This window comes from Neorhizobium sp. AL 9.2.2, assembly GCF_013317225.1.
GTDB classification, from domain to species: Bacteria; Pseudomonadota; Alphaproteobacteria; order Rhizobiales; family Rhizobiaceae; genus Neorhizobium; species Neorhizobium soli.
Genome location: NZ_JAALXU010000009.1, coordinates 781,939 through 807,135 on the forward strand (window position 1 = coordinate 781,939; position 25,197 = coordinate 807,135).

At 59.4% G+C, this 25,197-nt stretch carries 21 protein-coding genes and 1 pseudogene; 17 read left to right on the forward strand and 5 right to left on the reverse strand.

Translation table 11 applies throughout. From position 1 onward, the window contains the following. Positions 1-8 precede the first annotated feature (8 nt). Together G6K99_RS21150 and G6K99_RS21155 are read left to right on the forward strand one after the other, a co-directional pair. Positions 9-368: a TraR/DksA C4-type zinc finger protein gene (locus G6K99_RS21150; protein ID WP_092662907.1), complete on the forward strand. Its 360-nt coding sequence runs from the start codon at positions 9-11 to the stop codon at positions 366-368. A 69-nt stretch (positions 369-437) separates the two neighbouring features. Further along, positions 438-1,172: a CBS domain-containing protein gene (locus G6K99_RS21155; RefSeq protein WP_174197779.1), complete on the forward strand. Its 735-nt coding sequence runs from the start codon at positions 438-440 to the stop codon at positions 1,170-1,172. Between the two features lie 131 nt (positions 1,173-1,303). Here the strand turns inward: G6K99_RS21155 and G6K99_RS21160 are convergent, their stop codons facing one another. Beyond that, entirely contained in the window at positions 1,304-2,005 is a 702-nt protein-coding gene (locus G6K99_RS21160; RefSeq protein ID WP_174197780.1) for a CBS domain-containing protein, read from the reverse strand. Positions 2,006-2,255: 250 nt separating this feature from the next. On the opposite strand from G6K99_RS21160, the gene G6K99_RS21165 reads away from it, so the two are divergent. After that, entirely contained in the window at positions 2,256-3,086 is an 831-nt protein-coding gene (locus G6K99_RS21165; RefSeq protein WP_092662899.1) for a universal stress protein, read from the forward strand. Positions 3,087-3,389: 303 nt separating this feature from the next. Next, positions 3,390-5,240, forward strand: coding sequence for a heavy metal translocating P-type ATPase (locus G6K99_RS21170; RefSeq protein WP_244631557.1), 1,851 nt, complete (start codon positions 3,390-3,392; stop codon positions 5,238-5,240). An 85-nt stretch (positions 5,241-5,325) separates the two neighbouring features. Here the strand turns inward: G6K99_RS21170 and G6K99_RS21175 are convergent, their stop codons facing one another. Further along, the gene (locus tag G6K99_RS21175) at positions 5,326-6,342 is read right to left on the reverse strand and encodes a LacI family DNA-binding transcriptional regulator (RefSeq protein WP_062577848.1); all 1,017 of its coding nucleotides are present in this window, start codon (positions 6,340-6,342) and stop codon (positions 5,326-5,328) included. Positions 6,343-6,475: 133 nt separating this feature from the next. Here G6K99_RS21175 and G6K99_RS21180 point away from each other — a divergent pair, with 133 nt between their 5' ends. The 13 genes from G6K99_RS21180 (at position 6,476) to G6K99_RS21240 (ending at position 22,854) form a co-directional block, all read left to right on the forward strand. Further along, positions 6,476-7,510: a Gfo/Idh/MocA family oxidoreductase gene (locus G6K99_RS21180; protein WP_174197920.1), complete on the forward strand. Its 1,035-nt coding sequence runs from the start codon at positions 6,476-6,478 to the stop codon at positions 7,508-7,510. A gap of 50 nt (positions 7,511-7,560) precedes the next feature. Further along, positions 7,561-8,427 (forward strand): sugar phosphate isomerase/epimerase, encoded by an 867-nt coding sequence (locus G6K99_RS21185; RefSeq protein WP_180215599.1) that lies wholly within the window; start codon positions 7,561-7,563, stop codon positions 8,425-8,427. Positions 8,428-8,505: 78 nt separating this feature from the next. Further along, the gene (locus G6K99_RS21190) at positions 8,506-9,741 is read left to right on the forward strand and encodes a sugar ABC transporter substrate-binding protein (protein WP_113111394.1); all 1,236 of its coding nucleotides are present in this window, start codon (positions 8,506-8,508) and stop codon (positions 9,739-9,741) included. Positions 9,742-9,859: 118 nt separating this feature from the next. Further along, positions 9,860-10,762: a carbohydrate ABC transporter permease gene (locus G6K99_RS21195; RefSeq protein WP_174197781.1), complete on the forward strand. Its 903-nt coding sequence runs from the start codon at positions 9,860-9,862 to the stop codon at positions 10,760-10,762. Beyond that, positions 10,759-11,586, forward strand: coding sequence for a carbohydrate ABC transporter permease (locus G6K99_RS21200; protein WP_062577842.1), 828 nt, complete (start codon positions 10,759-10,761; stop codon positions 11,584-11,586). The genes G6K99_RS21195 and G6K99_RS21200 overlap by 4 nt, the downstream gene beginning before the upstream one ends. After that, positions 11,583-12,653 carry an ABC transporter ATP-binding protein gene (locus G6K99_RS21205; protein WP_174197782.1) on the forward strand — a complete coding sequence of 357 codons (1,071 nt, stop codon included), beginning with the start codon at positions 11,583-11,585 and terminating at the stop codon, positions 12,651-12,653. The genes G6K99_RS21200 and G6K99_RS21205 overlap by 4 nt, the downstream gene beginning before the upstream one ends. Then, positions 12,650-12,871: a hypothetical protein gene (locus G6K99_RS21210; RefSeq protein WP_174197783.1), complete on the forward strand. Its 222-nt coding sequence runs from the start codon at positions 12,650-12,652 to the stop codon at positions 12,869-12,871. The genes G6K99_RS21205 and G6K99_RS21210 overlap by 4 nt, the downstream gene beginning before the upstream one ends. A gap of 40 nt (positions 12,872-12,911) precedes the next feature. Beyond that, complete coding sequence (locus G6K99_RS21215) at positions 12,912-13,586, forward strand: response regulator transcription factor (RefSeq protein WP_092662887.1); 675 nt, start codon at positions 12,912-12,914, stop codon at positions 13,584-13,586. A 31-nt stretch (positions 13,587-13,617) separates the two neighbouring features. Beyond that, the gene (locus G6K99_RS21220) at positions 13,618-15,486 is read left to right on the forward strand and encodes a sensor histidine kinase (protein WP_174197784.1); all 1,869 of its coding nucleotides are present in this window, start codon (positions 13,618-13,620) and stop codon (positions 15,484-15,486) included. Between the two features lie 626 nt (positions 15,487-16,112). Next, positions 16,113-18,011, forward strand: coding sequence for a mechanosensitive ion channel family protein (locus tag G6K99_RS21225; RefSeq protein ID WP_174197785.1), 1,899 nt, complete (start codon positions 16,113-16,115; stop codon positions 18,009-18,011). A 233-nt stretch (positions 18,012-18,244) separates the two neighbouring features. Further along, complete coding sequence (locus G6K99_RS21230; RefSeq protein WP_062459967.1) at positions 18,245-18,529, forward strand: EF-hand domain-containing protein; 285 nt, start codon at positions 18,245-18,247, stop codon at positions 18,527-18,529. Between the two features lie 53 nt (positions 18,530-18,582). Continuing rightward, positions 18,583-19,695: an efflux RND transporter periplasmic adaptor subunit gene (locus G6K99_RS21235; RefSeq protein ID WP_174197786.1), complete on the forward strand. Its 1,113-nt coding sequence runs from the start codon at positions 18,583-18,585 to the stop codon at positions 19,693-19,695. A 30-nt stretch (positions 19,696-19,725) separates the two neighbouring features. Next, positions 19,726-22,854 carry an efflux RND transporter permease subunit gene (locus G6K99_RS21240; protein ID WP_174197787.1) on the forward strand — a complete coding sequence of 1,043 codons (3,129 nt, stop codon included), beginning with the start codon at positions 19,726-19,728 and terminating at the stop codon, positions 22,852-22,854. A gap of 56 nt (positions 22,855-22,910) precedes the next feature. Here G6K99_RS21240 and G6K99_RS23565 read toward each other — a convergent pair. The 3 genes and pseudogenes from G6K99_RS23565 to G6K99_RS21255 all read right to left on the reverse strand — a co-directional run. Further along, positions 22,911-23,120, reverse strand: a pseudogene (locus G6K99_RS23565) (amino acid ABC transporter permease); the annotation flags it as partial. Positions 23,121-23,259: 139 nt separating this feature from the next. After that, positions 23,260-23,805 (reverse strand): amino acid ABC transporter permease, encoded by a 546-nt coding sequence (locus G6K99_RS21250; protein ID WP_202048842.1) that lies wholly within the window; start codon positions 23,803-23,805, stop codon positions 23,260-23,262. A 500-nt stretch (positions 23,806-24,305) separates the two neighbouring features. Next, positions 24,306-25,187: a dihydrodipicolinate synthase family protein gene (locus G6K99_RS21255; protein WP_174197788.1), complete on the reverse strand. Its 882-nt coding sequence runs from the start codon at positions 25,185-25,187 to the stop codon at positions 24,306-24,308. Positions 25,188-25,197: the final 10 nt, after the last annotated feature.

Below are 25,197 nucleotides of genomic sequence, written 5' to 3' on the forward strand. Positions count from 1 at the left end.
GGGACACGATGACGACATTCTCATTTGAGCAGCGGGAGCAGCGCGAGACGAAGTTCAAGGCGATCCTCCTCCAACGACAGCAGTATCTGCAAACACGCCTCGAAAAAATCGAGCATGACTTTGAACAACCTCGTAATCGCGACGACGACGATCGTGCGGTCGAACGCAACAACGACGAGGTTCTGGATGAGCTCGGCGAGGCGGGGCAAACGGAGCTGTTGGCGATCGAGGCCGCCCTTCACCGGGTAAAGGAAGGCACTTTCGGTATCTGCGCCAAATGCGGCAATGCCATCAGCGACCAACGTCTCGACGTCGTCCCGCACACGCCGTTCTGCCAATCCTGCGCACACGCGCTTCAGCATCTCTAGACAGCCCTATGGCGGCGTTACGGGCGAAGGCGTGAATTCCGGCAGTGGCTGCGTCTCGGGCGCCTTGCGTTGCGCAAGATCAAAGGTCTCCAGCATCGCTTCTGTCAAAGTGAACAAAAGCTGCGAGAGGATTGTTTGATGTTGGTTAGGGACTTCATGACACAGAGGCCGATCTGCGTGTCGGCGAACACGAGTATCAAACATGCGATCCAGCTGATGCTCGATCACAAGGTCAGCGGTCTGCCGGTGATCAGCGACGATGGTCAAGTCGTCGGGATGCTGACGGAAGGCGATCTCTTGAGTCGGAGCGTCTTCAATCTCGGCCCGCAGTCTCCACCGAAAGATCCTGACGATAGTTTCTTCGAAAATTACGTGCGAGCGCACGGCACTACCGTGGCAGATTCGATGACAAAGGACGTTATCTCCGTCTCGCCACAACAATCGCTTGCGGATGTTGCAGCGCTTGTCAGGACGCATGGTATCAAACGGTTGCCCGTTCTTCAGTCGGGAAGGCTCGTGGGGATCATCAGTCGGAGCGATATCATACGGGCCGTGACTGCAAACCGCGATGCGGTGGCAAAAGGAGATGTCGCGTTGCGGCTTGCAGTTTTGACGCGGCTGCGCTCGGAGCTCGGCCTCGAGCCAGAGCGACTTACAGTTGAGGTCAGGAATTCGATCGTCGAGATCTTCGGCCCTGTCCCCTCGCCTGCGCAAAGGCGTGCCATGCAAGTGGTGGCAGAAAGCGTTGCTGGTGTAGCCGGCCTGATTTTCGAAACCAACTGCGTTGAGACAATGGACCACTGACGCGACGTTCGCCCTGTCTGACGCCTGTCGGTTGTCCACATAGGCGGCGCAGGCGGCGACCGCCCCGCAAAACAAAGACGATCATGCGCGAGCGATTTCGTACGGTCCGTCCTGCGCAGGCACTGTTTGGCTTAAAATCCTGGAGGTGAGACTGGCATCTCCGGTAGTCCGACAACCAGAATCTGATCGATCACCTTGGTGACACCCAGAGTGTTCTCAGCCGCGACCCGCGCAGCCGTCTTTTCGCGTGCATCCAGTACCCTGCCTTCCAGTGTGACCACAGTCGCGTCGACGGCCACCGTGATGGTGTCACCCCAGCGTTGCCGGTCATATTCAGCCTCAAGTCCGGCTTTGATATCCGCGTCGATTCGATCGACGGCGGACGCTGACATCTGTCGGATCAGGGTGCGCATGATGTCGGCTCGCGTGACGATGCCGACGAGCTTGTTATTTTCGACAACCGGCAGGCGTTTGATGCCGCGATCGCCCATCAGGTTCGCGGCATCTTCGACGGTTATCCATGGCTCGACCGTGATCGCCGGCGAGGACATGACTTCGCTCACCTCTTTCCCGAAAGCTTTCGCGTAATCCTCCGCCAACGCACCGCGTGACGAAAACAGCCTACGCCACATCCCGGGCGAAGCCTGCGACCGAAGCTCCCCGCGTCGCAGGAAATCGCTTTCACTGATCACGCCCAGTACCTGCTCGTCATTATCGATCACCGGCAGACCGCTGAACCCGCAATCCAACATGGTGTTGGCCGCCTCCCAGATCTTGGCGTCTGGGTGAACAGAAATCGGATCTGCCGTCATGATGGATCGCACGGTCTGCATGGTCTTTTCTCCCTCGTTGTCGGGAGGTTAAACCCGCGGCTCGGGCCGTCCTTGATCTTCATCAACGATCACCGCTTCGAGCGCCCCAGTCCGGGCAACGCGTGTGCGAAGAGGCCGGTCTGAAGATAATGGACCTGTTCGGTCTCCCGAAAGCGCTTTCGTACCCATCGATTGACAAAGATCATCGCCATCTCTTCCGAGGCTTCTAGGCTTGCTTCATCCAAAACCTCTGAAATGGATGGAGCCAACCATGTCGTTCAAAACTATTCTTGCTGTCGTCGGTGAACACGGCGCCAACGCCGATATTGCCAAGGCCATCGAGCTGACAATTGAGTCAGACGCGCATCTTTCGATCATGGTCATCGGCACGGCGTTGCAGCCGATCACGTCCGACTATCCCGTGGGGACCGCCTGGCTTGAGCAACGGCAGGAAGAGATAAAGGCGCTGGTCAACGTCAAGACGGCCGCCGAGGCGCTGTGCAGCCAGAGCGCCATTTCCTTTGATATCGATCACTTTTACGACGACAACTTCATTCTTCAGAGCAATATCGGCGTGCGCGCCATGTATGCCGACCTCGTCATTCTCGGCAACAGCGTCCGGCGCGAAAGAGGGTTGCGACGTCTTGTGGTCTCGGCTGCAGCCTTTGACGCCCGCACGCCGATCCTGCTGATCCCTTCCAAGGGCAACATCACTTTTCCGCCCAAAAATGTTCTTCTCGCCTGGAATTCCAGAGCGGAATCCGCAACAGCCGCCAAGGATGCACTGGATATTCTGAAACGAGCCGATGCCGTGCATGTCGTTCTCGTCGATCCGGATGGTGCCTACTTCAAAAACGGGGGCGAGCCTGGCGCAGACGTTGCCGCATTTCTCTCGCGACATGGCATCAAGGTTGTCGTCGAACAGCTGGCGAGCGGCGGCCGAGCAACCGAGGACATTCTCACGCAGCATGCATTGGAAACCGGCTGCGACATGATCGTCATGGGAGCCTACGGCCATTCGCGGCTGCATGAACGTATCTTCGGCGGTGTGACGGCTACCTTGCTGGAATCTTCGGATTTTCCGATATTCATGGCCCGATGAGCGGCTGTCACGCACAGTCTCCGAACCTTAGGGGCATCGGCTGCGGTCGGGCCTCTCGTTCCGTCCGGCGCGTTGACGGCCTCATGGCCGTCGCGCGCCCGATGGTTCTCGTGGTTCAGGGCTTGGTCCGTCCAGCACGTTCCCGCGTCGCTGACCTGGTCGATCCTATACAAATCGTCTCGGCGGCAACCGGGGTTGGGAATACCGAACTCTTAAGATTGCAATCCTGATCATGCGGTCGGTCCCTGGTAGCGGATCCCGGTGACGGTCCCCTGCCTCAACAACAGGCGCTTGAAGACGAGGATGACTATGCCCCTGGAACACTGGCTCCGGCCGTTACGGCCCCTTCTCGTCGCGGCCCCGATCATAGGGCTGACAATTGGATTGATCGCCTGGCACGGCGGATTTCAGGATCTCTATGTCACATCGCTGGCGCTTGCGACCGGTCTCGTCATGGTCGCCCTCGTTGCCCAGATCATCGCGCGGATTGGCGCCGGTGAAATCGGTCTGGATGTCATCGCGCTTCTCTCCATGGGCGGAGCCCTTCTTTTTGGCGAATACCTTGCGGCGACGATCGTTGCCTTGATGTATTCCGGCGGTCAATATCTCGAGAATGTCGCCGAGGGCAGAGCCCGACGGGAGATGACCGCGCTTCTTTCGCGTGCACCTCATGTGGCAACGAGGCGCCGTGAAAGCCAGATGGAGGAAGTGTCAGTCGATTCCATAGCAGTTGGCGACTGCCTTGTTGTTCGGCGTGGCGATCTGGTGCCGGTCGACGGTACCGTGAACGACGGGGAGGCTGTTCTTGACGAGTCCGCACTGACAGGCGAACCGCTGCCTGCCAAGAAACGCCCGGGCGATATCGTCATGAGCGGGGCCGCCAATGTCGGTGACCTCTTTAATATGACCGCCACAAAAGCAGCCTCCGACAGTACCTATGCGGGCATCTTGAAGCTTGTTGAGGCGGCCCAGCAGAGCAAGGCGCCGATGGCCCGCATGGCAGACCGGTATGCGTTGGTCTTCCTGACCGTCACAATCGCAATCGCTTTGCTGGCTTGGTGGATTTCCGGGGATCCCGTCAGGTCCGTCGCTGTCCTCGTGGTCGCAACACCCTGCCCACTCATCCTCGCCGTACCGATCGCTTGGGCTGCTGGTGTCTCAAGGGCGGCAAGCTCCGGTCTTCTGATCAAGGGGGCAAAAATCCTTGAAGAGCTAAGCATGATCCGGACGCTGGTGCTCGACAAGACAGGGACGCTGACCGATGGCAGACCGACCCTGCGAGAAATTTCTACATCTTGGCCAGAGGACGAGTTTCTGCGCCTCGTCGCCTCGCTCGATCAGGCATCGAGTCACGTGGCCGCCAAGGCGCTGGTTGATGCAGCGCATGCCCGGAACTTGAGCCTTGTTTCGCCGGAACAGGTGAGCGAGGAACCCGGCGAAGGAATTGCCGGGACGGTTGGCGACAGAAAGGTTGCCATCGGTGGCATCAACTTCATCGCCTCGGCCTACGGCGTTGAAATCAACGACGCACACACACCAGGAACCATCGCCGCAGCGGTCGCGATCGACGGGAAATTTGCCGGCATCTTGTTGTTTTCGGATCAACTCAGGGCGGGAGCTGCTTCGGCGTTGAACGGTTTCAAGGCAATTGGGGTAACGCGGATCATTCTGGCCACGGGCGACCGCGCGATTGTCGCACGCCAAATCACCGCCGGCCTGCCTTTCGATGAGGTCAGAGCCGACCTCTCGCCAGGCCAAAAGATCGACATCGTCAAGGATGAAAAGACACGCGCGCCGGTGATGATGATCGGCGATGGCGTGAATGACGCGCCTGCCCTTGCTGCAGCGAATATCGGACTTGCCATGGGTGCGCATGGCTCAGCTGCCGCCATCGAGTCGGCCGATGCGGTTCTGTTGGTCGAGAGGCTCGACAGGATTGTGGAGGGCATCGCGATTGCGCACGCCTGTCGACGGATCGCGCTACAGAGTGTTTTTGCGGGCATCGGTCTATCGGTAGGCGCGATGATCCTCGCCGCAGCGGGGTATTTGACGCCGGTGCAAGGAGCACTGTTTCAGGAAATCATCGATATCGCCGTCATCCTCAACGCCCTGCGTGCCCTAAGAAACCGACCTTCCGCCTCGCGTCTGTCATAACGCGATTGGCGTCGCGCCTGTCTATTCTACCGCCACTGCTTGGTTTGGCTTGGATCGACGACCCGATCTACAGAGGCGGCAGTTCTCAGCTGCTCTCACCTTCAATCAGGTCCATGGGCCATACCAAACGTTTGACGGCATCAGGGTAGTGCAGCTTGTATTCCGGCATGACAGATAACAGACCCTCGGCAAGGCTTATGCCGAGATCGCGAAGAGAAAGACTGAAGCAGGTTAGGCTTGGTTTGAGAAACTGGGCCTGCGGGCTCTGCCGCCCGATGATGGCGATGTCCTTGCCGGGCATCAGCCCGACCTCTTCCAGCCCACGGTAGAGCCCGGTCACCAACGTCTCGTTGACAAGGACAACAGCCGTCGGACGGGTTTCGCAGTCCATGATCTGACGAGCCACGCCATAGCCACCCGTTTCGCTCGGCGTGGCACGAAAAATGTGCTCCGGCGAAAGCGACAGATTGTGCCGGGCAAGAACCTCCTGGGATCGGTGAACGAACAGATGGCCGAGGTTCAGATCACCATTCGGCCAGATCAGGCCGATGTGCCGGTGACCGCTTTTCACAAGCCGCTCGATGGCGACCTCTGCCATGCCCTCGAAATCCAGATCGATCCAAGGCTGGCCGACATCGGTCTGGCTTCGCCCCAAGGTGATGAAGGGAATATTGTGGCGAGCGAGCAGTTCGAAACGCGCATCGTGGAGACGGGTGGCAGAGAGAATGACAGCATCCGCGAAGCCACGCGCGACGACGCGCTGAAGATAGGCGTCCGGGTCTTGGTCGGATGAACACAGCAGTGCGACGAGATCGAGCTTGTGACGGGCAAGGACGGTTTGCACGCCGTCAAAGACACTCATAAAGAACGTGTCGCCCTGGCCTGTAATTTCGGGTCCCGTCTGCATCATGAAGCCGATGACGCCTGTCGAACCCTTGCGCAGAGAACGCCCCGACTGGTTGGCGACATAGCCCAGTCTGGTGGCCGCTTCGAGAACCCGGCGCCGCGTCTCCTCATTCACGTCCGCCTTTCCGTTCAAGGCGCGGGACACAGTTCCTATTGATATATCTAGATAATTTGCCAGCTGGCGAATGCCCTTCATGAACTGCCTTTCCGCGGACCCGAATGCGTCGCCCAAAACAATATTGACAAATTCTGGCTCCTGTCCATACTACCGTAAACGTTTACGGAAAATCGGAAGAGGAGTTTCGATTTCCGTAAGGAGGAGGATACCAGTGACATACAATGCTGTTTTGTGTGGATGCGGAGCTATGGCCAAAGGCTGGCTCCGGGCGGTGCGGGACACGCCCCACATCAAAGATGCCATAGAAATCGTTGGCCTCGTTGATCTCGACCGAGCGACAGCTGAGGCGCTTGCAACCGAATTCAATCTTCAACAAGCGGTTATCGGGACGGATCTGGAAGTTGTTCTCGCGGAGACCAGGCCAGACATCCTGTTGGATGTCGTCATCCCCAACGCTCGCCATTCGGTGGTCAGCGCCGGCCTCGCCCATGGCTGCCACGTCTTAAGCGAAAAGCCGATGGCAACCTCCATGGAGGAAGCGCAGGATCTGCGCCGTGCCGCCAGCGCAGCGGGTCGTATTCATGCCGTCGTTCAGAACCGACGTTTCATTGCAGGCGTCCGCCGCATGCGTCGTCTGGTCGAAAGCGGCGCGATCGGCGAGGTCACGGGCATTCATTCCGATTTCTTCCTCGGCCCACATTTCGGTGGCTTTCGAGAAGAGATGGAGAATGTCCTGCTCCTCGACATGGCGATCCATACGTTTGATGCAGCGCGTTTCGTGTCCGGCAAGGCGCCCCTCTCGGTCTATTGCGTTGAAACCAATCCGACCGGCTCATGGTACGCCCATGGCGCTGCGGCCAATGCGATTTTCCGTTTCTCGGACGATGTGGTCTTTACCTATCGAGGTTCCTGGTGTGCCGAAGGCGAGCGCACCAGCTGGGAAAGCGCGTGGCGCATTGTCGGCTCGAAAGGCATGCTGACCTGGGATGGCGAAGATACGTTTAGGGCTGCCGTTGCCGGGAACGATCCCGGCCTCCTCCCGGGCTTTACGTCAATCGACGTCCCTGCCCCTGCCAGAGACGAGGAAACCCACGGCCACGCCAGCGTGATCGCCGATTTCCTCGATGCCATCAGCACCGGGCGCGAACCCGAAACAGTCAACCACGACAATATCAAAAGCCTGGCCATGGTGCTTGGCGCCATCGAAAGCGCCAAGTCGGGCCAATCCGTCGACATTTCAGCATAGGGACCGTGACATTGATCAACCAGCAGGAAAAATCCATTCGCATCGGCACCATGGTCAGCGCCTCGAAGGGGCAGGCTGCAGAACGCATTTCGCAGATCGCCGACATGGGGTTTGAAAGTTTCGAGCCCTTCTTCTGGCAGACGACCAATGGTCAGGACATCGCCGAGCTCGGCAAGCGCTGCCGCGAGGCGATTGGAGATCGCGACGTTACGATGTCGACACTTGGCATGTTCGGTAACCCGCTCGAAGAGACCGACATGGACCTTCAGACGTTGCAGGGTTGGAAGGATTGCATCGACAACGCCCACCATTTTGGAGCGACGTGCGTTGCCGGCTTTACTGGCCGCATCCGCAACAAGCCCCTGCCCGACAGCCTTCCACGTTACAAGCAGATTTGGAGTGAGCTGGCCAAGCGGGCGGCGGACAAGGGTGTGAAAATCGCTTTTGAGAACTGCGCCATGGACGGCAACTGGGCGACGGGCGACTGGAATATCGCTCACAATCCGGATGCCTGGGAACTGATGTTCAACGAGACCCCCGATGACAATATCGGGCTTGAGTGGGAACCCTGCCATCAGATGGTCTACCTCATCGACCCACTGCCGCAGATCCGCAAATGGGCTTCGAAGATCTTTCACGTCCACGGCAAGGATGCGACCATTCGGTGGGACGTCATTCGCGAACATGGCATTTTCGGCAAACATCCGTTCGTTTTGATGCGCACACCCGGTTTCGGCGACAGCAACTGGACGGACATCATCTCCGAGCTGCGACTGGCGGGCTGGTCCGGCTCCATCGACATCGAAGGCTGGCACGACCCGGTCTATCGGGATGGGCTGGAGATGACCGGACAGGTTCACGGTCTCAATCACCTGAAACAGGCGCGCGGCGGCGATTTCGTCGTCGACCCGGTTTAGATCGTTCAATGTTGGCGCGGCAAGGAGGAGGCCGCGCCGCGCGAAAGTGCATTCCGGAGAACCACAAAGGAGGACAAAATGGGTATCCGAACATATACGATCGCCATCGCTACGGCGTTTGCAGCAACTGCATCGCTCTTTGCGCTCAGCGCTCAGGCAGAAGACGTCAAGCTGACGCTATGGTCGCTCGACCGAGACATTCAGCCCGCCCCCAATCTCATCAAGGAATTCAACGCGCAGAAGAACGGCATCCAGATCGAATATCGCCAGATTCAGTTCGACGATGTGGTCAGCGAGGCGATGCGAGCCTATTCGACCGGTAAAGCACCTGACATTATCGCAATCGACAATCCAAATCATGCCATGTTTGCGTCCCGCAAGGCATTTCTGGACCTCACCGACATGATTGCCGGTTCAAGCACGATCAAGCCGGAAAACTACTTTCCCGGCCCGCTCGCCTCCGCCACCTGGGACGGAAAATATTACGGCGTGCCGAAAGCGACCAATACGATCGCGCTTTATTACAACAAGGACCTGTTCAAGGCCGCTGGTCTGGATCCGGAAAAGCCGCCGCAGACCTGGGACGAGTTGCTCGAGACCGCCAAGAAGCTGACCGACCCATCCAAGAATGTTTACGGCATCACCTTCTCGGCCAAAGCCAATGAGGAAGGCACGTTCCAGTTCCTGCCCTGGGCACAGATGGGCGGCGCCACCTACAAGTCCATCAACAGTGATGGGGCTGTCCGGGCGCTGACGATCTGGAAGCAATTGCTCGACGGCAAAATGACATCTCCGGACACGTTGACGCGCAGCCAGTGGGATTCCACGGCAACCTTCAATGCGGGCAATGCGGCGATGGCGATATCCGGACCTTGGGAAATCGACCGCATGGTGACCGATGCCAAGTTTGACTGGGGAACCGCGCTCTTGCCGGTGCCGCAGGAAGGTGCCGAGCGCTCTTCCGCTATGGGCGACTACAACTGGGCGATTTTCTCCAATACCAAACATCCGGAAGAGGCGTTCAAGGCGCTTGAGTTTTTCGCCTCCAAAGACGTCACCATGTACAAGGATTTCGGCCAGATCCCTGCCCGTTCCGACCTGCCGATCCCGCCGACCGGAAATGCGCTCAAGGATGCGGCCCTCAAGACCTTCGTGGAACAGCTGAAATATGCCAAGCCACGCGGCCCTTCGCCAGAATGGCCGAAGATTTCCAAGGCAATTCAGGATGCCGTCCAGGCGGCGCTGACCGGACAGATGGAGCCTAAGGCCGCGCTCGATCAGGCTGCAGAGAAGATCAAGCTTATCGAAGGCTGAGGCAGGACTGCCTTTCTCAGGAGCCGATGGCACTCGTGCCATCCACCTTTTCCTCCCGGAAGGAGCTGTCTCGTTCGTCAAGAGCGGACAGCTCCACACCGGATCTTATGGGGTTTCCATGAAAAGGATACTTTCCAGCATCACGGACGGCCGCGGCTTCGACATTGGCCTGGTCGGAGTTCCCTTTGCCTTCCTGTTCATTCTTGCGGGCTTGCCCCTGCTCTACAATATCCTGATAAGCTTTCAGGAAGTGGACATGTTCAGTCTGGGAAGCATCATCAGGCCATTCGTCGGCTTCAAGAATTACATCGATCTGTTCAAGCAGCCCGAAACCCTGCCTATTCTCTTCAACACCGTCATTTTCGTGGTCGGCTCGATCACTGGCCAGTTTCTCATCGGGTTTGGCCTTGCGCTGTTTTTCTGGGTCAACTTTCCGGGATCATCGTGGCTTCGTGGATTGTTTCTGGTCTCTTGGGTCATGCCGGGTCTGGTCGTCGGTGCGATCTGGAACTGGATACTCTCGGGGGACTTTGGCGTCCTGAACTTCTTTCTGCGTGAAAGCGGCCTGATCGACAGCAATATCTTCTGGCGCTCAGACCCCAATTTCTCGCTCTGGGCGGTCGTGCTCGCCAATATCTGGCTTGGCACATCGTTCAATATGATCCTTCTGTCCGTCGGTCTTTCCGCCATACCCGGTGATCTCTATGAAGCAGCCGAGCTGGACGGTGCAAACGCCTGGCAGCGCTTCTGGACCATCACCCTGCCCATGATGCGCTCCACCATCGGCGCGATCATTTCGCTCGGGCTTATCTTCACACTGCAACAGTTCGATCTGTTCGCGGCAATCACGGATGGCGGGCCGAACAACTCATCCAATGTCGCCCAATACTGGGCCTGGGACCTCTCCTTCCGGCAATACGACTTTGGCAAAGGTGCCACGATCTCGGTCATCATGACTGTGTTCGTGATGTTTGCGGCTATCGTCTATGTGCGCTCGACCCGTCATGAGGTGCGCGGATGACTGAAACCAACCGAAACCGCCTGATGCTCGCCATCGCCATCATCATGGCGGCGATCTACCTGTTTCCGCTCTACTGGATGTACGTCACGGCTCTGAAAACGGGCTCGGAGATGTTTGCCACCCCGCCCAGCTTCTGGCCATCGACAGCGCAGTGGAGCACCTTCGCGTATGTCTGGGAAAGCCGGAACATGGGCCGTTACCTGTGGAACTCAACGCTGATCGCCTTTGGGTCGGTGGCGCTCATCGCCGTTCTCGGTACCGGCTGTGCCTATGTACTGGCGCGGTACCGTAACCGCTGGGTGGATGTGGGCCTGTTCCTCATTCTGATGCTGCAGGTTCTGCCCGCATCGCTGATGATCACCCCGATCTTCGTCGGGTTCTCTCAAGTCGGTTTGCTGGACTACCCGCGCTTTGCCGTCATCCTGGCGATAGCGGCAAAGAGCATGCCGTTCTTCGTGGTTCTCGTGCGGGCGACATTCATGGCTGTGCCGATGGAGCTTGAGGAGGCCGCATTGGTCGATGGCAACTCGCGCATCGGTGCCTTCTTCAACATCGTGCTCCCGCTTGCCCGCAACGGTATCCTTGTCAGCGCCATCCTCATCTTCATGCAGGCATTCGGCGAGTTCGTCTATTCAAAGTCGATGATCCAGAACATCGAATTGCAGCCCGCAAGTGTCGGTCTCAACTCGTTCATGGGTCCAAACACCAGCGAATGGAACAACATCATGGCGTACGCAACGATGTACGTAACCCCGATCCTTGCCATCTTCGTCCTTCTGCAGCGCCGCATCGTTTCCGGCCTCACATCGGGAGCTCTCAAATGACCAATCAAATCGAATTGTCGGGTGTCAACAAATATTACGGTGCCTATCACGCACTGAAGAACATCGACCTCACTATTCGCAAAGGCGCTTTCGTCGCCTTGGTGGGACCGTCCGGATGTGGCAAATCAACGCTTCTGCGCGCCCTCGCAGGGCTTGAATCGATCTCCGAAGGTAACCTGGTTATTGCCGGCGACCGCATGAACAATGTACCGCCCCGCAAGCGGGATCTGGCCATGGTGTTCCAGTCCTATGCGCTTTACCCGCATATGACGGTTGAGGAAAACCTCACTTATAGCCTGCGCATTCGCGGCACCAAGAAGGCAGAAGCGAAGAAGGCGGCAGACGACGTGGCCGCCATTACCGGCCTGTCGGACCTGCTGCATCGCTATCCCCGCGAACTCTCGGGCGGACAGCGACAGCGTGTCGCGATGAGCCGGGCCATTATCCGCAATCCCAAGGCCTTTCTGTTTGATGAGCCACTGTCCAACCTCGACGCCGCCCTGCGTGTCCATATGCGCAAGGAAATCAGGGCACTGCATGACCGGCTTGGCGCGACCTCGGTCTATGTCACGCACGACCAGATCGAAGCGATGACAATGGCTGATCACGTCGTGGTCATGCGCCAGGGCGTGATCGAGCAACAGGGCCGGCCGCTTGAACTCTATGACCGACCGGTCAGCCGTTTCGTTGCCGGATTTATAGGATCGCCGGCCATGAATTTCATTCCGGCAACGACAGGACCGGATGGAAAAAGCCTCATCCTGGATCTTGGCCGGCCACAGACGATCGGTCTCGACAGAACCATTCCGGCCAATCGAAATCTTGTCGTCGGTCTGCGGCCCGAACATCTTACCATCGCCGAAGACGGCAAGGGTTTGTTGGAAGCACCGGTGGCCTTGGTCGAGTCGACAGGGTCAACGACCTTCGTCACAACGGCAACGACGCCCGAATGTGTCGTCGTCGTAAATGGACGAGTTCCAATAACCGGCGGTCAAACCGTCGGATTGAATTTCCAGCAGGAACACATTCATCTGTTCGATGCGGAAACGGACAGTCGGATTGAATGATTGATGCCTATGGCGACAAGCGTAACCGTGCGCTTGAGCCGGATGGCCGCGTCCGACGGCTTGCAGAAATCGCTCTGGCCGGTTTTGGTGAGCGCAGCTGGCACCGTTGTTTTTCCGCTGCGGCTTTCTTCTCTGCATTTTCCCCTTGCGGTCCGCCAATTCTGACCCGCCACACCCCCATGTTCATGGCTGGCGCGGTTTGGGGATTTGCTCAATAATCCTTTCTGGCCAAGCCGAGGCCTGAAAGCGAGTGTTATCTTGAACACCCAAACGGAGAGAGCCGGACCTATATCCGTTGTCATCGTCGAGGACGATGGACCAACACGTCGGCGTATCGCTGACGGCCTGTCCGACGCTTCCGCATTTTCGGTTCTTCAGGCGGGAACGCTCTCGGAGGCGCGCCAAGTGCTGGAGTCTGGTTATCCTGATGTGCTTCTGACTGACCTCCAGCTACCCGATGGCCATGGCATGGACCTGATCCGCGACGTCCGGCAGCATAGCCAGACCACCGAGATCTTGGTCATCTCCATCCTGGGCGATGAAGAAAGCGTCATTTCGGCTATTTTACTCGGCGCCAACGGCTATCTGCTGAAGGACGCTCTGCTGACCGACATCGCCGACACGGTGCGCGATCTTATGCGGGGCCACTCGCCAATCTCGGCCTCGATAGCCCGTTTCATCGTCAAACGGACCCAAGGCGTCAAGGATCCCGTCGTCGGGACGGACTTGAATACCGCCAAGCTGACAGCGCGCGAAATCGACATTCTGTGGGGCATCGCCAAGGGTTTCAGCTACGCCGACATCGCGGATTATCTGGGTATTTCACGCCAGACCGTTCCCGGCTATATAAAGAACATCTATCGCAAGCTCGAGGTGAATACCCGCGGTGAGGCCGTATTCGAAGCCTTGCAGCAGGGCTTGATAAAGCTTTAGGATGAAAGCTGCCGCTCACCAAGTTGGAAGGATGGCTCGACCGCGTGGCAGGATCGGCTGGCTGCTGCTGTACCTGGCGCTGCAACCTGTCATCATCGTCCTTTGCATCCTGGCCCGCCAGATCGGCCCGCCCCTGCCTCCCGCGGTCTATGAACTGAGCGGCGTTGAGCTTCAAGACGCGACAGGCCAATTCCGTTCTGTGGACCTCCCGGACTTTCGCCCCGTCTCCGAAGATGCGACCTCCTCTGCGATTTATCGCGTCTCACTCGAACGACCGACCACGCAGAAAGATGTGGCATGGAGCATTTTCGTGCCGCGCTTTACCACGGGCGTACAATTCGAGGTCAACGGCTCAATGATCCACGATACGCACCGGAATGTTATGAGCCGCAGACCCGACCGCAATACGTCCGCCATAGCGACGATTCCGGAAAGCCTGCTGCATGAGGGGCGCAATGAGCTGATCATTCACCTCGTCACATGGGGGCCGGTCGGCGGCTATCTGGACAGCGTTTATGCCGGTCCGGACAAGGTCCTGAGACCGGTTCACGATCAGCGGTCGATCATGTTCGAGACCCTGCCCCTCATCCTTGTTGCCGGACAGGCGACATTGGGAGCGATCCTCGGCCTGATCTGGATCAACCGCCGGAACGATCGCAGCTATGGGCTGCTTGCGCTCGCCATGCTGATCGGTTTTTTTCAGTATTTCGTCTCGATGCCAGCATCGCCACAGACGCTCGGCCTCGTCGGCGCTGCCGTTGTTACGCAAGCGCCGCTGGTTCTGCACTTCATCGTGCGCTTCATCGACATGCCGCCACCGCGATGGCTTCATCTCACATTCGTACCCGGCATTATCATTGCCTTTGCGGGCCTTTCGGGACAGCATGATTTACTTCACGCCATCTTCCTGCCGCTAGGGCCACCAACGATTGCTCTCTGCGCCGCCGTTGCTTGCGTGCTCTTGGGCAACGCAGCTCTGCGCGGAAACCGAAAGGCGCTGATAATGGCGCCTGTATTCTCAGTCATGCTGGGATGCGCCCTGAACGATATCCTGACGGTCAGCCGGCTCCTTCCGGGTGAACGGATCTTTATCGGCTGGTTCGGTTATTCGATCGTCCTGATCGTCATCGGAGTTTGGCTGACCTGGCGTTTCGTCCAGGCTTTGAATGATGCCGACAGTTTCGCCGACCGGTTGGTGAAGCAAGTGTCGGAGGCCGAGGTCAAGCTCAGGGCAAGTTTTTCCCGCGAAGAAGAACGCGCAAGGGCGGCGGCTTTGGCATCGGAGCGGACGCGATTGATGCGGGACCTGCATGACGGGTTGGGCGGGCAACTCGTCAGCATCGTCGCTCTTGCCGAACAGCCGAGAGATACAACGAATACAATCGGAGATGCCGCTCGCGCTGCGCTGCGCGATCTTCGTCTGGTCATCAACGCAATGGAAGAGATCGATGGCGACCTCATGCTTGCCCTTGGTTCTTGGAGGGAGCGGATATCAGGCCAGTTGCGCGCCCACGACATGCAGCTCGTTTGGAGCGTACAGTCGTCACACGGACTTCCCGTCTATCCGGGCCTGCGTCCAAGGCACGTTATCCAGGTGATCAGGCTGCTTGACGAAGCTGTCACCAATGCGATCAAACACTCGGGCGCATCGATCGTGACGATCATGATCGAGACCATACCTGGCCCCGACGGCGACGCGAGGGGCCAGATCTCCGTCAGGGACAACGGTTGCGGCTTTGCGGTCGATGCGGTGAATGGGGCGGGGACGGTGCAGGGCCGAGGCTTGCTCAACATGAAAAAGCGCGCAGCCCTCTGCGATGTGACCTTGTCCGTCACAAGCGCACCGCTCGGCACAACGGTCTCGCTGCTGCTACCCGCCGACTTCCCCGAAGCCGGCTAAGGGGGCTGATGCCAGCGGGGAGCGCGCGGATAAGGTCATAGGAACCGAGCGCGGAGACACTTTCATCGCCTGGACTATCTGATGCCGAGACGGTTCCTCGGGCCACCACGATTGACCGGCGCGACACCGAGACCGGGTGCGCGAACGCCCGGCCTGCGGACACAGCCAACTGGCAAGCCCGGAGCAGTACAATAGATCGCGGTCCTTGCCACGGGACGCGCCACGCAACCAAGCGGAACCCCCGGCGCCGTGCAGTAAACGACCACCGCGGCTGGGGGGCGCACCACGCATCCTTTTGGGACGCCGACGGCGTTGCAATACACGACGGCCGCCGCCGGCGCGGCCGTGAAAATTGGCGCTGCCAGCACGGCAAGATAGGTAAGGGCCAATGCGGCCTTGAAACCATTTGGGCGATGTTTCATGGCGAATGTCTCCCGGATTCTAAACTGCGCCGACGGATACCGGCTTGACCCCATCATGCCCGTTTCCGGTGCCGCGAATACGCCATGAACATGGGGTGGATGCGCACCTTAAACGCACTTAATGGTTGAAACTATCGATTGCTCGCCAAGCCGGTTTGCCCGGCGAGCCGTAGTTTCTCTGCAAGTGCGAACGGGACTGGCACGATGGACGTCTCCGCGACTGCAACAGGCCCGTCCCCGGCCCCCGATCAGTCTGTCGTCAACGTCGCGGACTGGATCGTCAGTGCAGAGCAGGTCGTCGATCGTCTCGAGACGGCGTTGGTGGACACGGCGCTCGCCCTGCCACATCTTGATCGGGAACTGTTATGGGCGGGCACGGTGTCCATGACCTCGGCGCCCAGGGTTCTTGCCCTCAGCCTTGGCGCCGGCGGTGTCGTCATGCTGATTTTTATGCTGAGCAGTTACGGGCTGAGAGGCCGACGCGAGGCTGCCGCGCGCGAACGCGTCCCATTCCTCGCCGTCTTGAAACGGACGGCCTGGAGCCTTGTGCCATTGCTGGCCGCCATCGCGGTGGGGCGCGCAATAGCCGTTCGACTGCTGAGCGCCGATCCGCTCGGGGATGGTTTTGCCAGGGAGTTTCTCGTTTCCGTCATCTACTGGCTGTCTGCCATTACCTTTCTCTGCATTGTCTTTTCGCCCCGCACTCCTCAATTGCGGCTTCTGCCGCTGGACGAGAGCGGCGCGGAAAAAGGACTTAGGCGAAGCGCCGTGATCCTGGCGTGCGGATACCTGATGGTGTGCCTTCTGGCAGCAGCCGCCCGCGTCGGCATGCCGCCGAACTCAGTGCGGCTGCTGGCGATACTCGGCGCGTTTGCCATGACGGCGGCGGCTCTTCGATTGCTGCATCTTCTGCGCCGGCACGGCCTGACGCCGCTGCTACACATGGTCGCCGCCTGGATGATCCTGCTGGTGTCAGGCTTGTGGATATGGGGCTGGCTGATGCAGCAGTTTGACCTGTACCAGGGGATCAAGGGAACAACGATCGCCCTTATGCTGGCGCTGGCCTTCGATCGCTCGATCGCCCTCTCGATCCAGCTGTCGCGCAAGCCCGAGGTGATGCGTCGACTGTTCGTGGTGCGGGTGGTGATCGATGCCTTGGCGGCAGCTGTCATCCTCAGGCTGATCGTCGAGTACTGGCTGGTCGGCACGCTTGCGGTCATCCCGCAACAGGATTGGCCGCGATACTCTCGGCAGATCAATTTTTCGCTTATGGTGCTGGTGCTCGCTGCCGTGCTCGCCGCGGTTACCCACGCATGGGTAGAGTCGCGCATGATGCCGAAGGAGGCTCTCACCTCGCTGGAAGACGCGGAGTTGCACCTTGCGCGTATGACAACGGTTCTGCCGATCCTGCGTGTGGTCTTGCTGGGGCTCATCGGATCGATCTTCTCGCTGGTGACCCTGTCGGTTCTGGGGGTCGACACCACTCCCATCATAGCCGGCGCCGGCATTTTGGGTCTGGCCATCAGTCTCGGGTCCCAGGCGTTGGTGAAGGACGTAATATCGGGCATTTTCTGGATGCTGGACGATGCGTTCCGGCTCGGCGAAGAGATTGAGATCGATTCCACTCCCGGCAGGGTGGAGCAGATACTGATCCGCAGCCTCAGACTGCGCGGCTTAGATGACAGGCTGCATACAATTCCCTACGGCCAGATCGAGACCGTTGTCAGCCGCAGTCGCGGACTCGTCCTCGCTCGGGTGAGCCTGAGACTGGAGAACGAAACGGACGCCGTCGGGCACGCGCGGTTACTGCGGTTGGCGGCGTCGACCCTTCGAAGCGAAACCAGGCTTCAGGCCGATATCGTCGGCAAGATCGCCATCAGCCCGCCTGAAGCCCATCTGCAGACCAGGGAGCTGGTGTTGAGCTTCAATTTGGCGCGTGCCGCAGCGGTGACCGCCCTTCCCCTGATCCGCTCTCTGCTGCTTGAAGTGCTCGAAGCCTCCGGCTTCGATCTCGCGCCAGATGGCGTCCATGTCTCTCTTGCTGAAAGGCGCGCCACGGCAGACCCGATGGCTGGCACGCTGGACGAGGTGCAGACCCCATGAACATGGGATGGCTTCACTGCAGCCTTTGGTTGATCGTGCCGTCCAGCATCGCAGGGACATTGACCAGTCCCTTGGAGCAAGTCCTGCGGCCTCGTCGCGAAGAATTGGTCCGGATTAGTTGATGCTGGCAGTTCCGCAACTGAAGAATGGACTGCTGACCGCGTCCGCCCGGCAGGAGGCTCCCGACACAGGGATCAACCTGGCGGATATCGCAACACTCAAAGGAGATCGAAATGGCAAACGTTAAGCTGATCACCCCTGTTCTGGTCGTCTTCGGGGGGCTCGCCGTCGCTTCGAGCGGCTATGCGCAACAGGAGGCCTTCATGACCGCAGACAAGAACGCCGACACGATGCTGGACCAACCCGAATTCAAGGTTTTCATCGACACGATGGCCGCGTCCGGAAAGCCGATAGCCCTCAAGGTCAAGCAGGCCGGTCGCTACAACCTGGCGTTTGGCCGGATCGACAAGGACAAGAACGGACTCCTGACGCCGAACGAGTTGCAGTCGCTGAAATAGCTGCCGCTCCCTGAGCAGGCCTGCCACGACATGCGCAAGGGAAGGATCTTTCCATGAAACATGCACTGTTGCCCCTGGTGGCCGCAGCTCTGCTGATTGGCTGGGTCGGGCAGGCCTGCGCCCAGGCCGAGAAGCGGAAAGTCATGGTCGAGGCACCTACCCTCGTCGAGGTGACGCTGTACCTGGAGACGACAGGAACGTTCCGCGCGGTCAACCAGGTTGACCTCGTCGCCCGAGTCTCCGGTACGCTCGAGAAAGTGAACTTCAATGACGGCGACACCGTGCGAAAAGGTGACGTCGTCTTTCTCATAGAGCCCGAACCCTATCGCATCAGCCTCGCAGCTGCCGAGGCAGAACTGCGTCAGCAACAGGCCAACCTGCAACAGGCGGTCTCAAACGCGGCCCGGCAGGAAGGGCTTTCTGCCAAGCAGGTCGTATCGCTAAGCGCAAATGAATCGGCGGTGGCACAGCGACTGGCAGCCGAGGCACAGGTCGAAGCCGCCAAGACCAAGGTGCGAAGTGCTGACATTAACCTCAGCTACACGGAAGTGAAGGCGCCCTTCGACGGTATCCTATCCGCACGCGCGGCCGATCTCGGCGCCTTTATCAATGCCGCATCGGCTCCGAAGCTCGCATCGCTGGTCGAACCGGACCCGCTCCACGTAATCTTTTCGGCCGATGAGCGGCAGGTAATCGCCATTCGCCGCGCGATGGCTGAGCGCCATATAGACCTGAGGAGCCTCGGGGCGATCCGAGTTGAAGCCGGTCTTCAGGGTGATGCGACCTACCCTTACAGTGGATATCTCGACTACATCGCCCCCGAGCTGGACAGCGCGACTGGAACCATGACCCTTCGCGGCGTCATTGCCAACACGCAACGCCTGCTATCGCCGGGCATGTTTGCCCGCGTCCGAGTCCCGATCGTCACGCGCAAGGCATTGACCGTGCCGGAAGCCGCGATCGGCAATTCCCAGTTGGGCCGAACGCTTCAAATCGTCGATGCCGAAGGCAGGGTCGCAACCGTCAAGGTCGCGCTCGGAGAAAAAACCGCCGGTGGCCGACGGGAAGTTGTCCACGGCGTAAGGGAGGGCGACCGCGTGATCGTCAAGGGCGGGGCTGGGTTGCGTGCCAGAGAAGTCGTCGAAGTCGTGACGGCACTCGATTGATCTGCTTACAGAAACAGGGAATGCCCCAGGATGGCCAGGTTCTTTATCGATAGACCGGTGCTTGCGAACGTGATCGCGCTCCTGACCGTCATACTCGGTCTGGTGGCGCTGGTCGGCCTGCCTGTCGCACAATATCCGAATGTCGTACCGCCCTCGGTGCAGGTGACGGCACGCTATCCCGGTGCCAACGCCGAGACGATCGTCCAGGATGTGGCATTGCCGATCGAGCAAAAGGTCAATGGGGTCGAGGGCATGCTCTACATGCAATCGACCTCCACCAGTGACGGCACCTACGCACTCACCGTGACCTTTGCCATCGGCACCGATCCCGACGCGGCGCAGATCCTGGTGCAGAACCGTGTGGCGAGTGCGACGCCTTCCCTTCCGGATGCCGTACAGGCGCAAGGCGTGCAGACGGCCAAGCGCTCGACGGCTATTCTGGCGATTGTAGCACTCACCTCTGACAACCCGGATCATGACAGCCTGTTCATGACCAATTATGCAACCATCAACCTGATCGATCAGATCGCTCGCATCCCCGGCGTCGGTAGTGTTTCGGTTTTCGGCGCCGGCAACTATGCGGTGCGCATCTGGATGGATCCGGACCTGATGGCGGCACGCGGTCTCATGCCGTCAGATGTGAACAACGCTATCCGCCAGCAAAGCCGCACATCGTCCGCCGGCCAGCTTGGCCTTCCACCGGTGCCGGAGGGGCGCGATTTCCAATACACGCTGAAGCTCGACTCCAAGCTCGCCGATGTGGCGGCCTTCGATGACATCGTCCTGCGCGCAAATGACAATGGTGATCTTGTGCGCCTGCGCGACGTGGCACGGGTAGAGCTGGGTGCTCAGCAATACAGCCAGGATTTCAGTCTCGATGGAAAGCCGGCGGCAGGCCTCGCACTGTTTCTGTTGCCCGAGGCCAATGCGCTTGACGTCGTAGCGGCGGTCAAGGCGAAACTGGAGGTCATGTCGACCGACTTTCCCGAAGGGCTTCGCCACTCCGTGCCGTTCGACACGACGCTGTTCGTCAAGGCCGCCATCGATGATGTCTACCACACCCTGGTGGAAGCCGCGTTCCTCGTGCTGGTTGTCATCCTCATCTTCCTGCAGGATTGGCGCGCGATGCTGGTGCCTGCCACTACGGTGCCTGTCACCATCATCGGCGCCTTCGGCGCATTGGCATTGTTCGGTTTCTCCATCAATCTTTCCACCCTGTTCGCCATCATCCTTGCCATCGGCATCGTGGTTGACGATGCAATCATCGTGGTCGAGGCCGCTGCTCGCCATCTCGATGATGGAAAAACGCCAACGGAGGCTGCGGCGCTTGCCATGGACGAGTTGATGGGCCCGATCATCGGCATCACACTTGTGCTGCTTGCCGTGTTCCTCCCGGCCTCCTTTCTGCCTGGCCTCAGTGGCGAAATGTATCGCCAGTTCTCGCTGGTCATTGCCGCCACGGCCCTGATCAGCGCGGTCAACGCCGTGACCCTGAAGCCGACCCAATGCGCCCTATGGCTGAAACCACATGCCCTGAAGCCGCGCAAGAACGTCGTCTACCGCGGTTTCAACGCAAGTTACGATGCCGTCGAACGGGTCTATGCAGGGCTGGTGAGGGTCATGACCCGTTTCAGTGTGACGGTCTCGCTGGTGGCACTGCTGTTGGTCGCGCTCTCGCTCTCCCTGCTGGCGCAGGTGCCGACGGCCTTCCTGCCGATCGAGGACCAGGGGTATTTTCTGGTATCGGTCCAGTTGCCCGAGGGCGCGTCGCTCGAGCGCACACGCCTCGCAATCGAAAACCTGCGGGGGCGGGTCGAGAAGCTGGATGCCGTTGAAACGGCGGTCGCAATCAGCGGCGTCTCCGCCCTCAACAACAATGCCAGCCTTTCCAACGCGGGTGTCCTCTACGTGATCCTCAAGGACTGGAGCCTTCGCCAACAGGGAGATGACCTGTTGTCGCTCTACACCTACCTGCGGAGGCTGACTGCCGATCTCCCGGACGGACAGGCGCTCGTGCTTCCGCCGCCTCCGATCCAGGGTATCGGCAACGCGGCGGGCTTCACCATGCAGGTAGAGGCCCGTGACGGCGCCTTCGACTATGCGGCTTTGGAAGAAGTGGCGGCCAGCATTGCCCGTGCAGCAGGGTCTGATCCGACATTCCGCGAAGCCTTCAGTCCGTTCCGTGCCGACGCCCCCCAATTTGCCGTCTCGATTGATCGAAGCAAGGCTCAGCGCGCCGAGATCGATGTCGGCGGCGCCTACGACGCTGTCAGCCAGTACATCGGATCGTCCTATTCCGGCCAGATCAACCTCTTCGGCCGCATTTTCCAGGTTTATGTACAGGCAGACGCCTCAAGGCGCGCCGAAGTCGCCGACCTGGAGCGGCTTCGGCTGCGCGGCGCCTCCGGCCAGATGGTGCCGCTGGGCTCGATCGCAGACGTAAAACCGGCCACCGGGCCTGCGCTGATCAGCCTCTACAATCTCTATCCATCCGCTCAAATCATCGGCTCGCAGGCGCAAGGCTATTCGACTGGCCAGGCGCTCGATGCACTCGACGGGATCGCAAAGTCGCTGCTGCCTCACAATTTCGAACGGGAATGGACGGCTGTGTCCTACCAGGAACGAGAACTCGGCGGACAGATTTATCTGGTCTACGGCCTGAGCCTGCTTCTGGTCTATTTCGTTCTGGCTGGCCAATATGAGAGCTGGTACGCACCGTTCAGCGTCATCGCGAGCGTCCCGCTCGCGCTGATCGGAACGGCTACGACGCTGCTGTCGCTCAATGCCGCCGTCAACCTCTACACGCAGATCGGTCTGGTGCTGCTCGTCGCACTGTCGGCCAAAAACGCGATCCTGATCGTTGAAACCGCGCGGCATCTGCGGCTGCATGACGGCGCAGAGATTGTGGATGCGGCCATAAGGGCCGCGATCACGCGGCTTCGACCGATCCTGATGACGTCGATCGCCTTCATCCTCGGCGTCGTGCCGCTCGTGCTGCAGACCGGGGCGGGAGCGAGCGCGCAAAAGTCGATCGGGATCGCGGTTCTGACCGGCATGATGGGCTCAACCTGCCTGACCGTCGTCTTCGTACCGTCGCTCTTCGTCGTCCTGCAGAGATTGGAAGAGCGCTTCAAACGTCGCGTTCCACTGGCCGCATAACCAATCGCGATCGGAATGACGAAGTAGCACCTGAAAATGAGCATCAACAGTGGTATGCCGCGCACGATGTTGACGACGGATGTGCTCGTCAGGCGCAGCCAGCGGAAGGCCGACAGGCGTGACAATGCCAGGCCGAGGGCGAGCGGTAAGGACAGGAGAATGCTGATGACCGCCACAATCAGCGTCATCGCTAGACCGCCGAGCGGCCTGTTCAGATACTGCCCCACCAGTAAGCTCAGCCAGTACTCGTGGATAATATCAAGCATGGGAAGCGTCCTTCTTACCGATGCGGGTCGGCTTTTCCAGCCACGAGCCGAAAACCATGATCAACAGGGTTCCGATAAGGTAGAGGAGGGTGGCAATATCGAAGACGGTGAACGTCTTGAAGGTCAGGTTTTCGTCCTCTCACGTCTCGTACGTGAGTTCGGCCTCGCTAATAGCCATTGCAACGCTGGTGTTTTTGAACAGTCGCAGGGCGCGTCCGACGAGCGACGGCAGGGACATGCGCACTGCCTGTGGTACGACGATGTAGCGCATGGTCTGCATGTAGCTGCAGCCAAGCGACCGTGCCGCCTCGAATTGGGTGTGCGGAATGGCGCGGAGGCCGCTTCGAATGTCCTCGGCGAGATAGGCGGAATTGCCGAGTGCCAGCGCAATGGCTGCGAAACAAAATTCGGCATTGTGGTCGTAGAGCCAGTAGCGCAGGCCCTCCGGCAACAATTCCTGCATGCCGAAATACCAGAACATGACCTGCACGAGCAGCGGCACATTGCGATGATAGGCGACAAACGCATCAACGATCCATCTGCAGGTCGCGATCTCGGTTGCTCTGACCACCACGAGTGCGAGCCCAATGGTGAAAGCCATCAACCAGCACACCGCAAACAGCAGGATGGTGGTCTTCAGCCCCCAAAGCAGTTGCTGGATCTGATCAGCCGTGAGTAGGTCCATTCTCGCCTCACGCAAAGCCAGGTCACGTTCCTTGCCACGGGATCGCAACCTGCCGGTTGACCTCGATTATTCGGCGGCGATCGGGCCGATGGTGAAAGAGCGCTTCAGCTTGTAGTCCGTCGCGTCGCCGAACCACTTGTCTTAGATGTTTCGTCCCTCGCCAGAGGATTCGGCTTCGTCGAGGGCGCTGTTCACCGCCTTCAGCAGGCCGAATTCATCCTTCTTGATCCCGAGACCCCATGGATCATCGACTCTTGTTGGAAGCTCCGCAGTGCGTGATCTCTCCAGCTAGATCTGCAGAGGCAGCCGGCGCTCGATTTGGGGAGCATCTCTCGCCAAACCAGTTCTCGGACGAGTCTTGGATGTTAATCGGGCCTCGTGCTGCCTGACTCCACTCTTCGTGGCCGAGTGCCCCAGAATAGCTGATCGCAGCATCAGGCGTCAGCGCTGCATGACTGCAGCACGGTTCCGGTCCGGACCTTCAATATCTCAGTCGTTGCTTACAGCAGTCCGAACGTCTTCAGCGTTTCGCGGATGCGGGCATCCTGATCCGCATTCGGCAGCAGTGCCGGCTGGCGGCTGGCGCCGACGGAGGGGTCCTGCAGGTAGAGCGCGCGCTTGACCATGGCCGGCGGGAAGCCGTGGGCGTAGAGATCGGTGCGGAAAGCGGTGTAGATGTCCTGCTGACGTTCGGCTTCTGCGATATCGCCTGAATTGAATCCGCCGACGATGCCGGCCAAGGCGTCAGGCATAGCGTTTCCGAGACCGGAAATGCAGCCCGCAGCGCCGTTCTGCAGCGCCCAGAGCACCAGATGGTCGGGACCGGAATAGACTTCGAAACCGTCGACGTCCTTGGAGACCTGAAGATAGGCGGCGAGCGTTTCCTGCGCGCCACCGGAATCCTTGATGCCCGCGATATTACCGTGGGTCGCCAGTTTGCGGGCGGTTTCCGGCTCGATATGGTTCTGGGTACGGGCGGGAATGTCATAGAGATAGACCGGGGTGTCGACCGCATCAGCGACCGTCGAGAAGTGGCGGACCAAGCCATCCTGCGTGCAGGCGATGAAGAACGGCGTGATGACGGCGATGCCGGTCACGCCGATCCGGTCGAATTCCCTAGCAAGCTGCAGCGTCTCGAATGTCGCGGGCATGCCGGCATTGACGATGACATCGACCTTGCCGCCGACTTCATCGACCACTTCCTCGAGCAGTTTGATCTTTTCGCCGTGGGTCAGCGCCGAAAAATCGCCGTTGGTGCCGGCGCACATGATGTTGTTGCCGGCCGCGACCTGGCGGCGCACCTGAGCGCGCGTGGCCTCGTAATTGATGGTCTCGTCGTCGTTGAAACATGTCACGATCGCGACGAAGGCTTTCTTGGTCATTATTTTACTC

Excerpts from the sequence above, each read along its gene's own strand:
- G6K99_RS21200 (WP_062577842.1), top strand. The coding sequence starts at position 10,759 with ATGACTGAAACCAACCGAAACCGCCTGATGCTCGCCATCGCCATCATC.
- G6K99_RS21195 (WP_174197781.1), top strand. The coding sequence starts at position 9,860 with ATGAAAAGGATACTTTCCAGCATCACGGACGGCCGCGGCTTCGACATT.
- G6K99_RS21165 (WP_092662899.1), top strand. The coding sequence starts at position 2,256 with ATGTCGTTCAAAACTATTCTTGCTGTCGTCGGTGAACACGGCGCCAAC.
- G6K99_RS21160 (WP_174197780.1), bottom strand. The coding sequence starts at position 2,005 with ATGCAGACCGTGCGATCCATCATGACGGCAGATCCGATTTCTGTTCAC.
- G6K99_RS21175 (WP_062577848.1), bottom strand. The coding sequence starts at position 6,342 with ATGAAGGGCATTCGCCAGCTGGCAAATTATCTAGATATATCAATAGGA.
- G6K99_RS21185 (WP_180215599.1), top strand. The coding sequence starts at position 7,561 with ATGGTCAGCGCCTCGAAGGGGCAGGCTGCAGAACGCATTTCGCAGATC.
- G6K99_RS21255 (WP_174197788.1), bottom strand. The coding sequence starts at position 25,187 with ATGACCAAGAAAGCCTTCGTCGCGATCGTGACATGTTTCAACGACGAC.
- G6K99_RS21210 (WP_174197783.1), top strand. The coding sequence starts at position 12,650 with ATGATTGATGCCTATGGCGACAAGCGTAACCGTGCGCTTGAGCCGGAT.
- G6K99_RS21225 (WP_174197785.1), top strand. The coding sequence starts at position 16,113 with ATGGACGTCTCCGCGACTGCAACAGGCCCGTCCCCGGCCCCCGATCAG.
- G6K99_RS21230 (WP_062459967.1), top strand. The coding sequence starts at position 18,245 with ATGGCAAACGTTAAGCTGATCACCCCTGTTCTGGTCGTCTTCGGGGGG.
- G6K99_RS21150 (WP_092662907.1), top strand. The coding sequence starts at position 9 with ATGACGACATTCTCATTTGAGCAGCGGGAGCAGCGCGAGACGAAGTTC.
- G6K99_RS21220 (WP_174197784.1), top strand. The coding sequence starts at position 13,618 with ATGGCTCGACCGCGTGGCAGGATCGGCTGGCTGCTGCTGTACCTGGCG.
- G6K99_RS21235 (WP_174197786.1), top strand. The coding sequence starts at position 18,583 with ATGAAACATGCACTGTTGCCCCTGGTGGCCGCAGCTCTGCTGATTGGC.
- G6K99_RS21240 (WP_174197787.1), top strand. The coding sequence starts at position 19,726 with ATGGCCAGGTTCTTTATCGATAGACCGGTGCTTGCGAACGTGATCGCG.
- G6K99_RS21250 (WP_202048842.1), bottom strand. The coding sequence starts at position 23,805 with ATGGACCTACTCACGGCTGATCAGATCCAGCAACTGCTTTGGGGGCTG.
- G6K99_RS21190 (WP_113111394.1), top strand. The coding sequence starts at position 8,506 with ATGGGTATCCGAACATATACGATCGCCATCGCTACGGCGTTTGCAGCA.
- G6K99_RS21205 (WP_174197782.1), top strand. The coding sequence starts at position 11,583 with ATGACCAATCAAATCGAATTGTCGGGTGTCAACAAATATTACGGTGCC.
- G6K99_RS21170 (WP_244631557.1), top strand. The coding sequence starts at position 3,390 with ATGACTATGCCCCTGGAACACTGGCTCCGGCCGTTACGGCCCCTTCTC.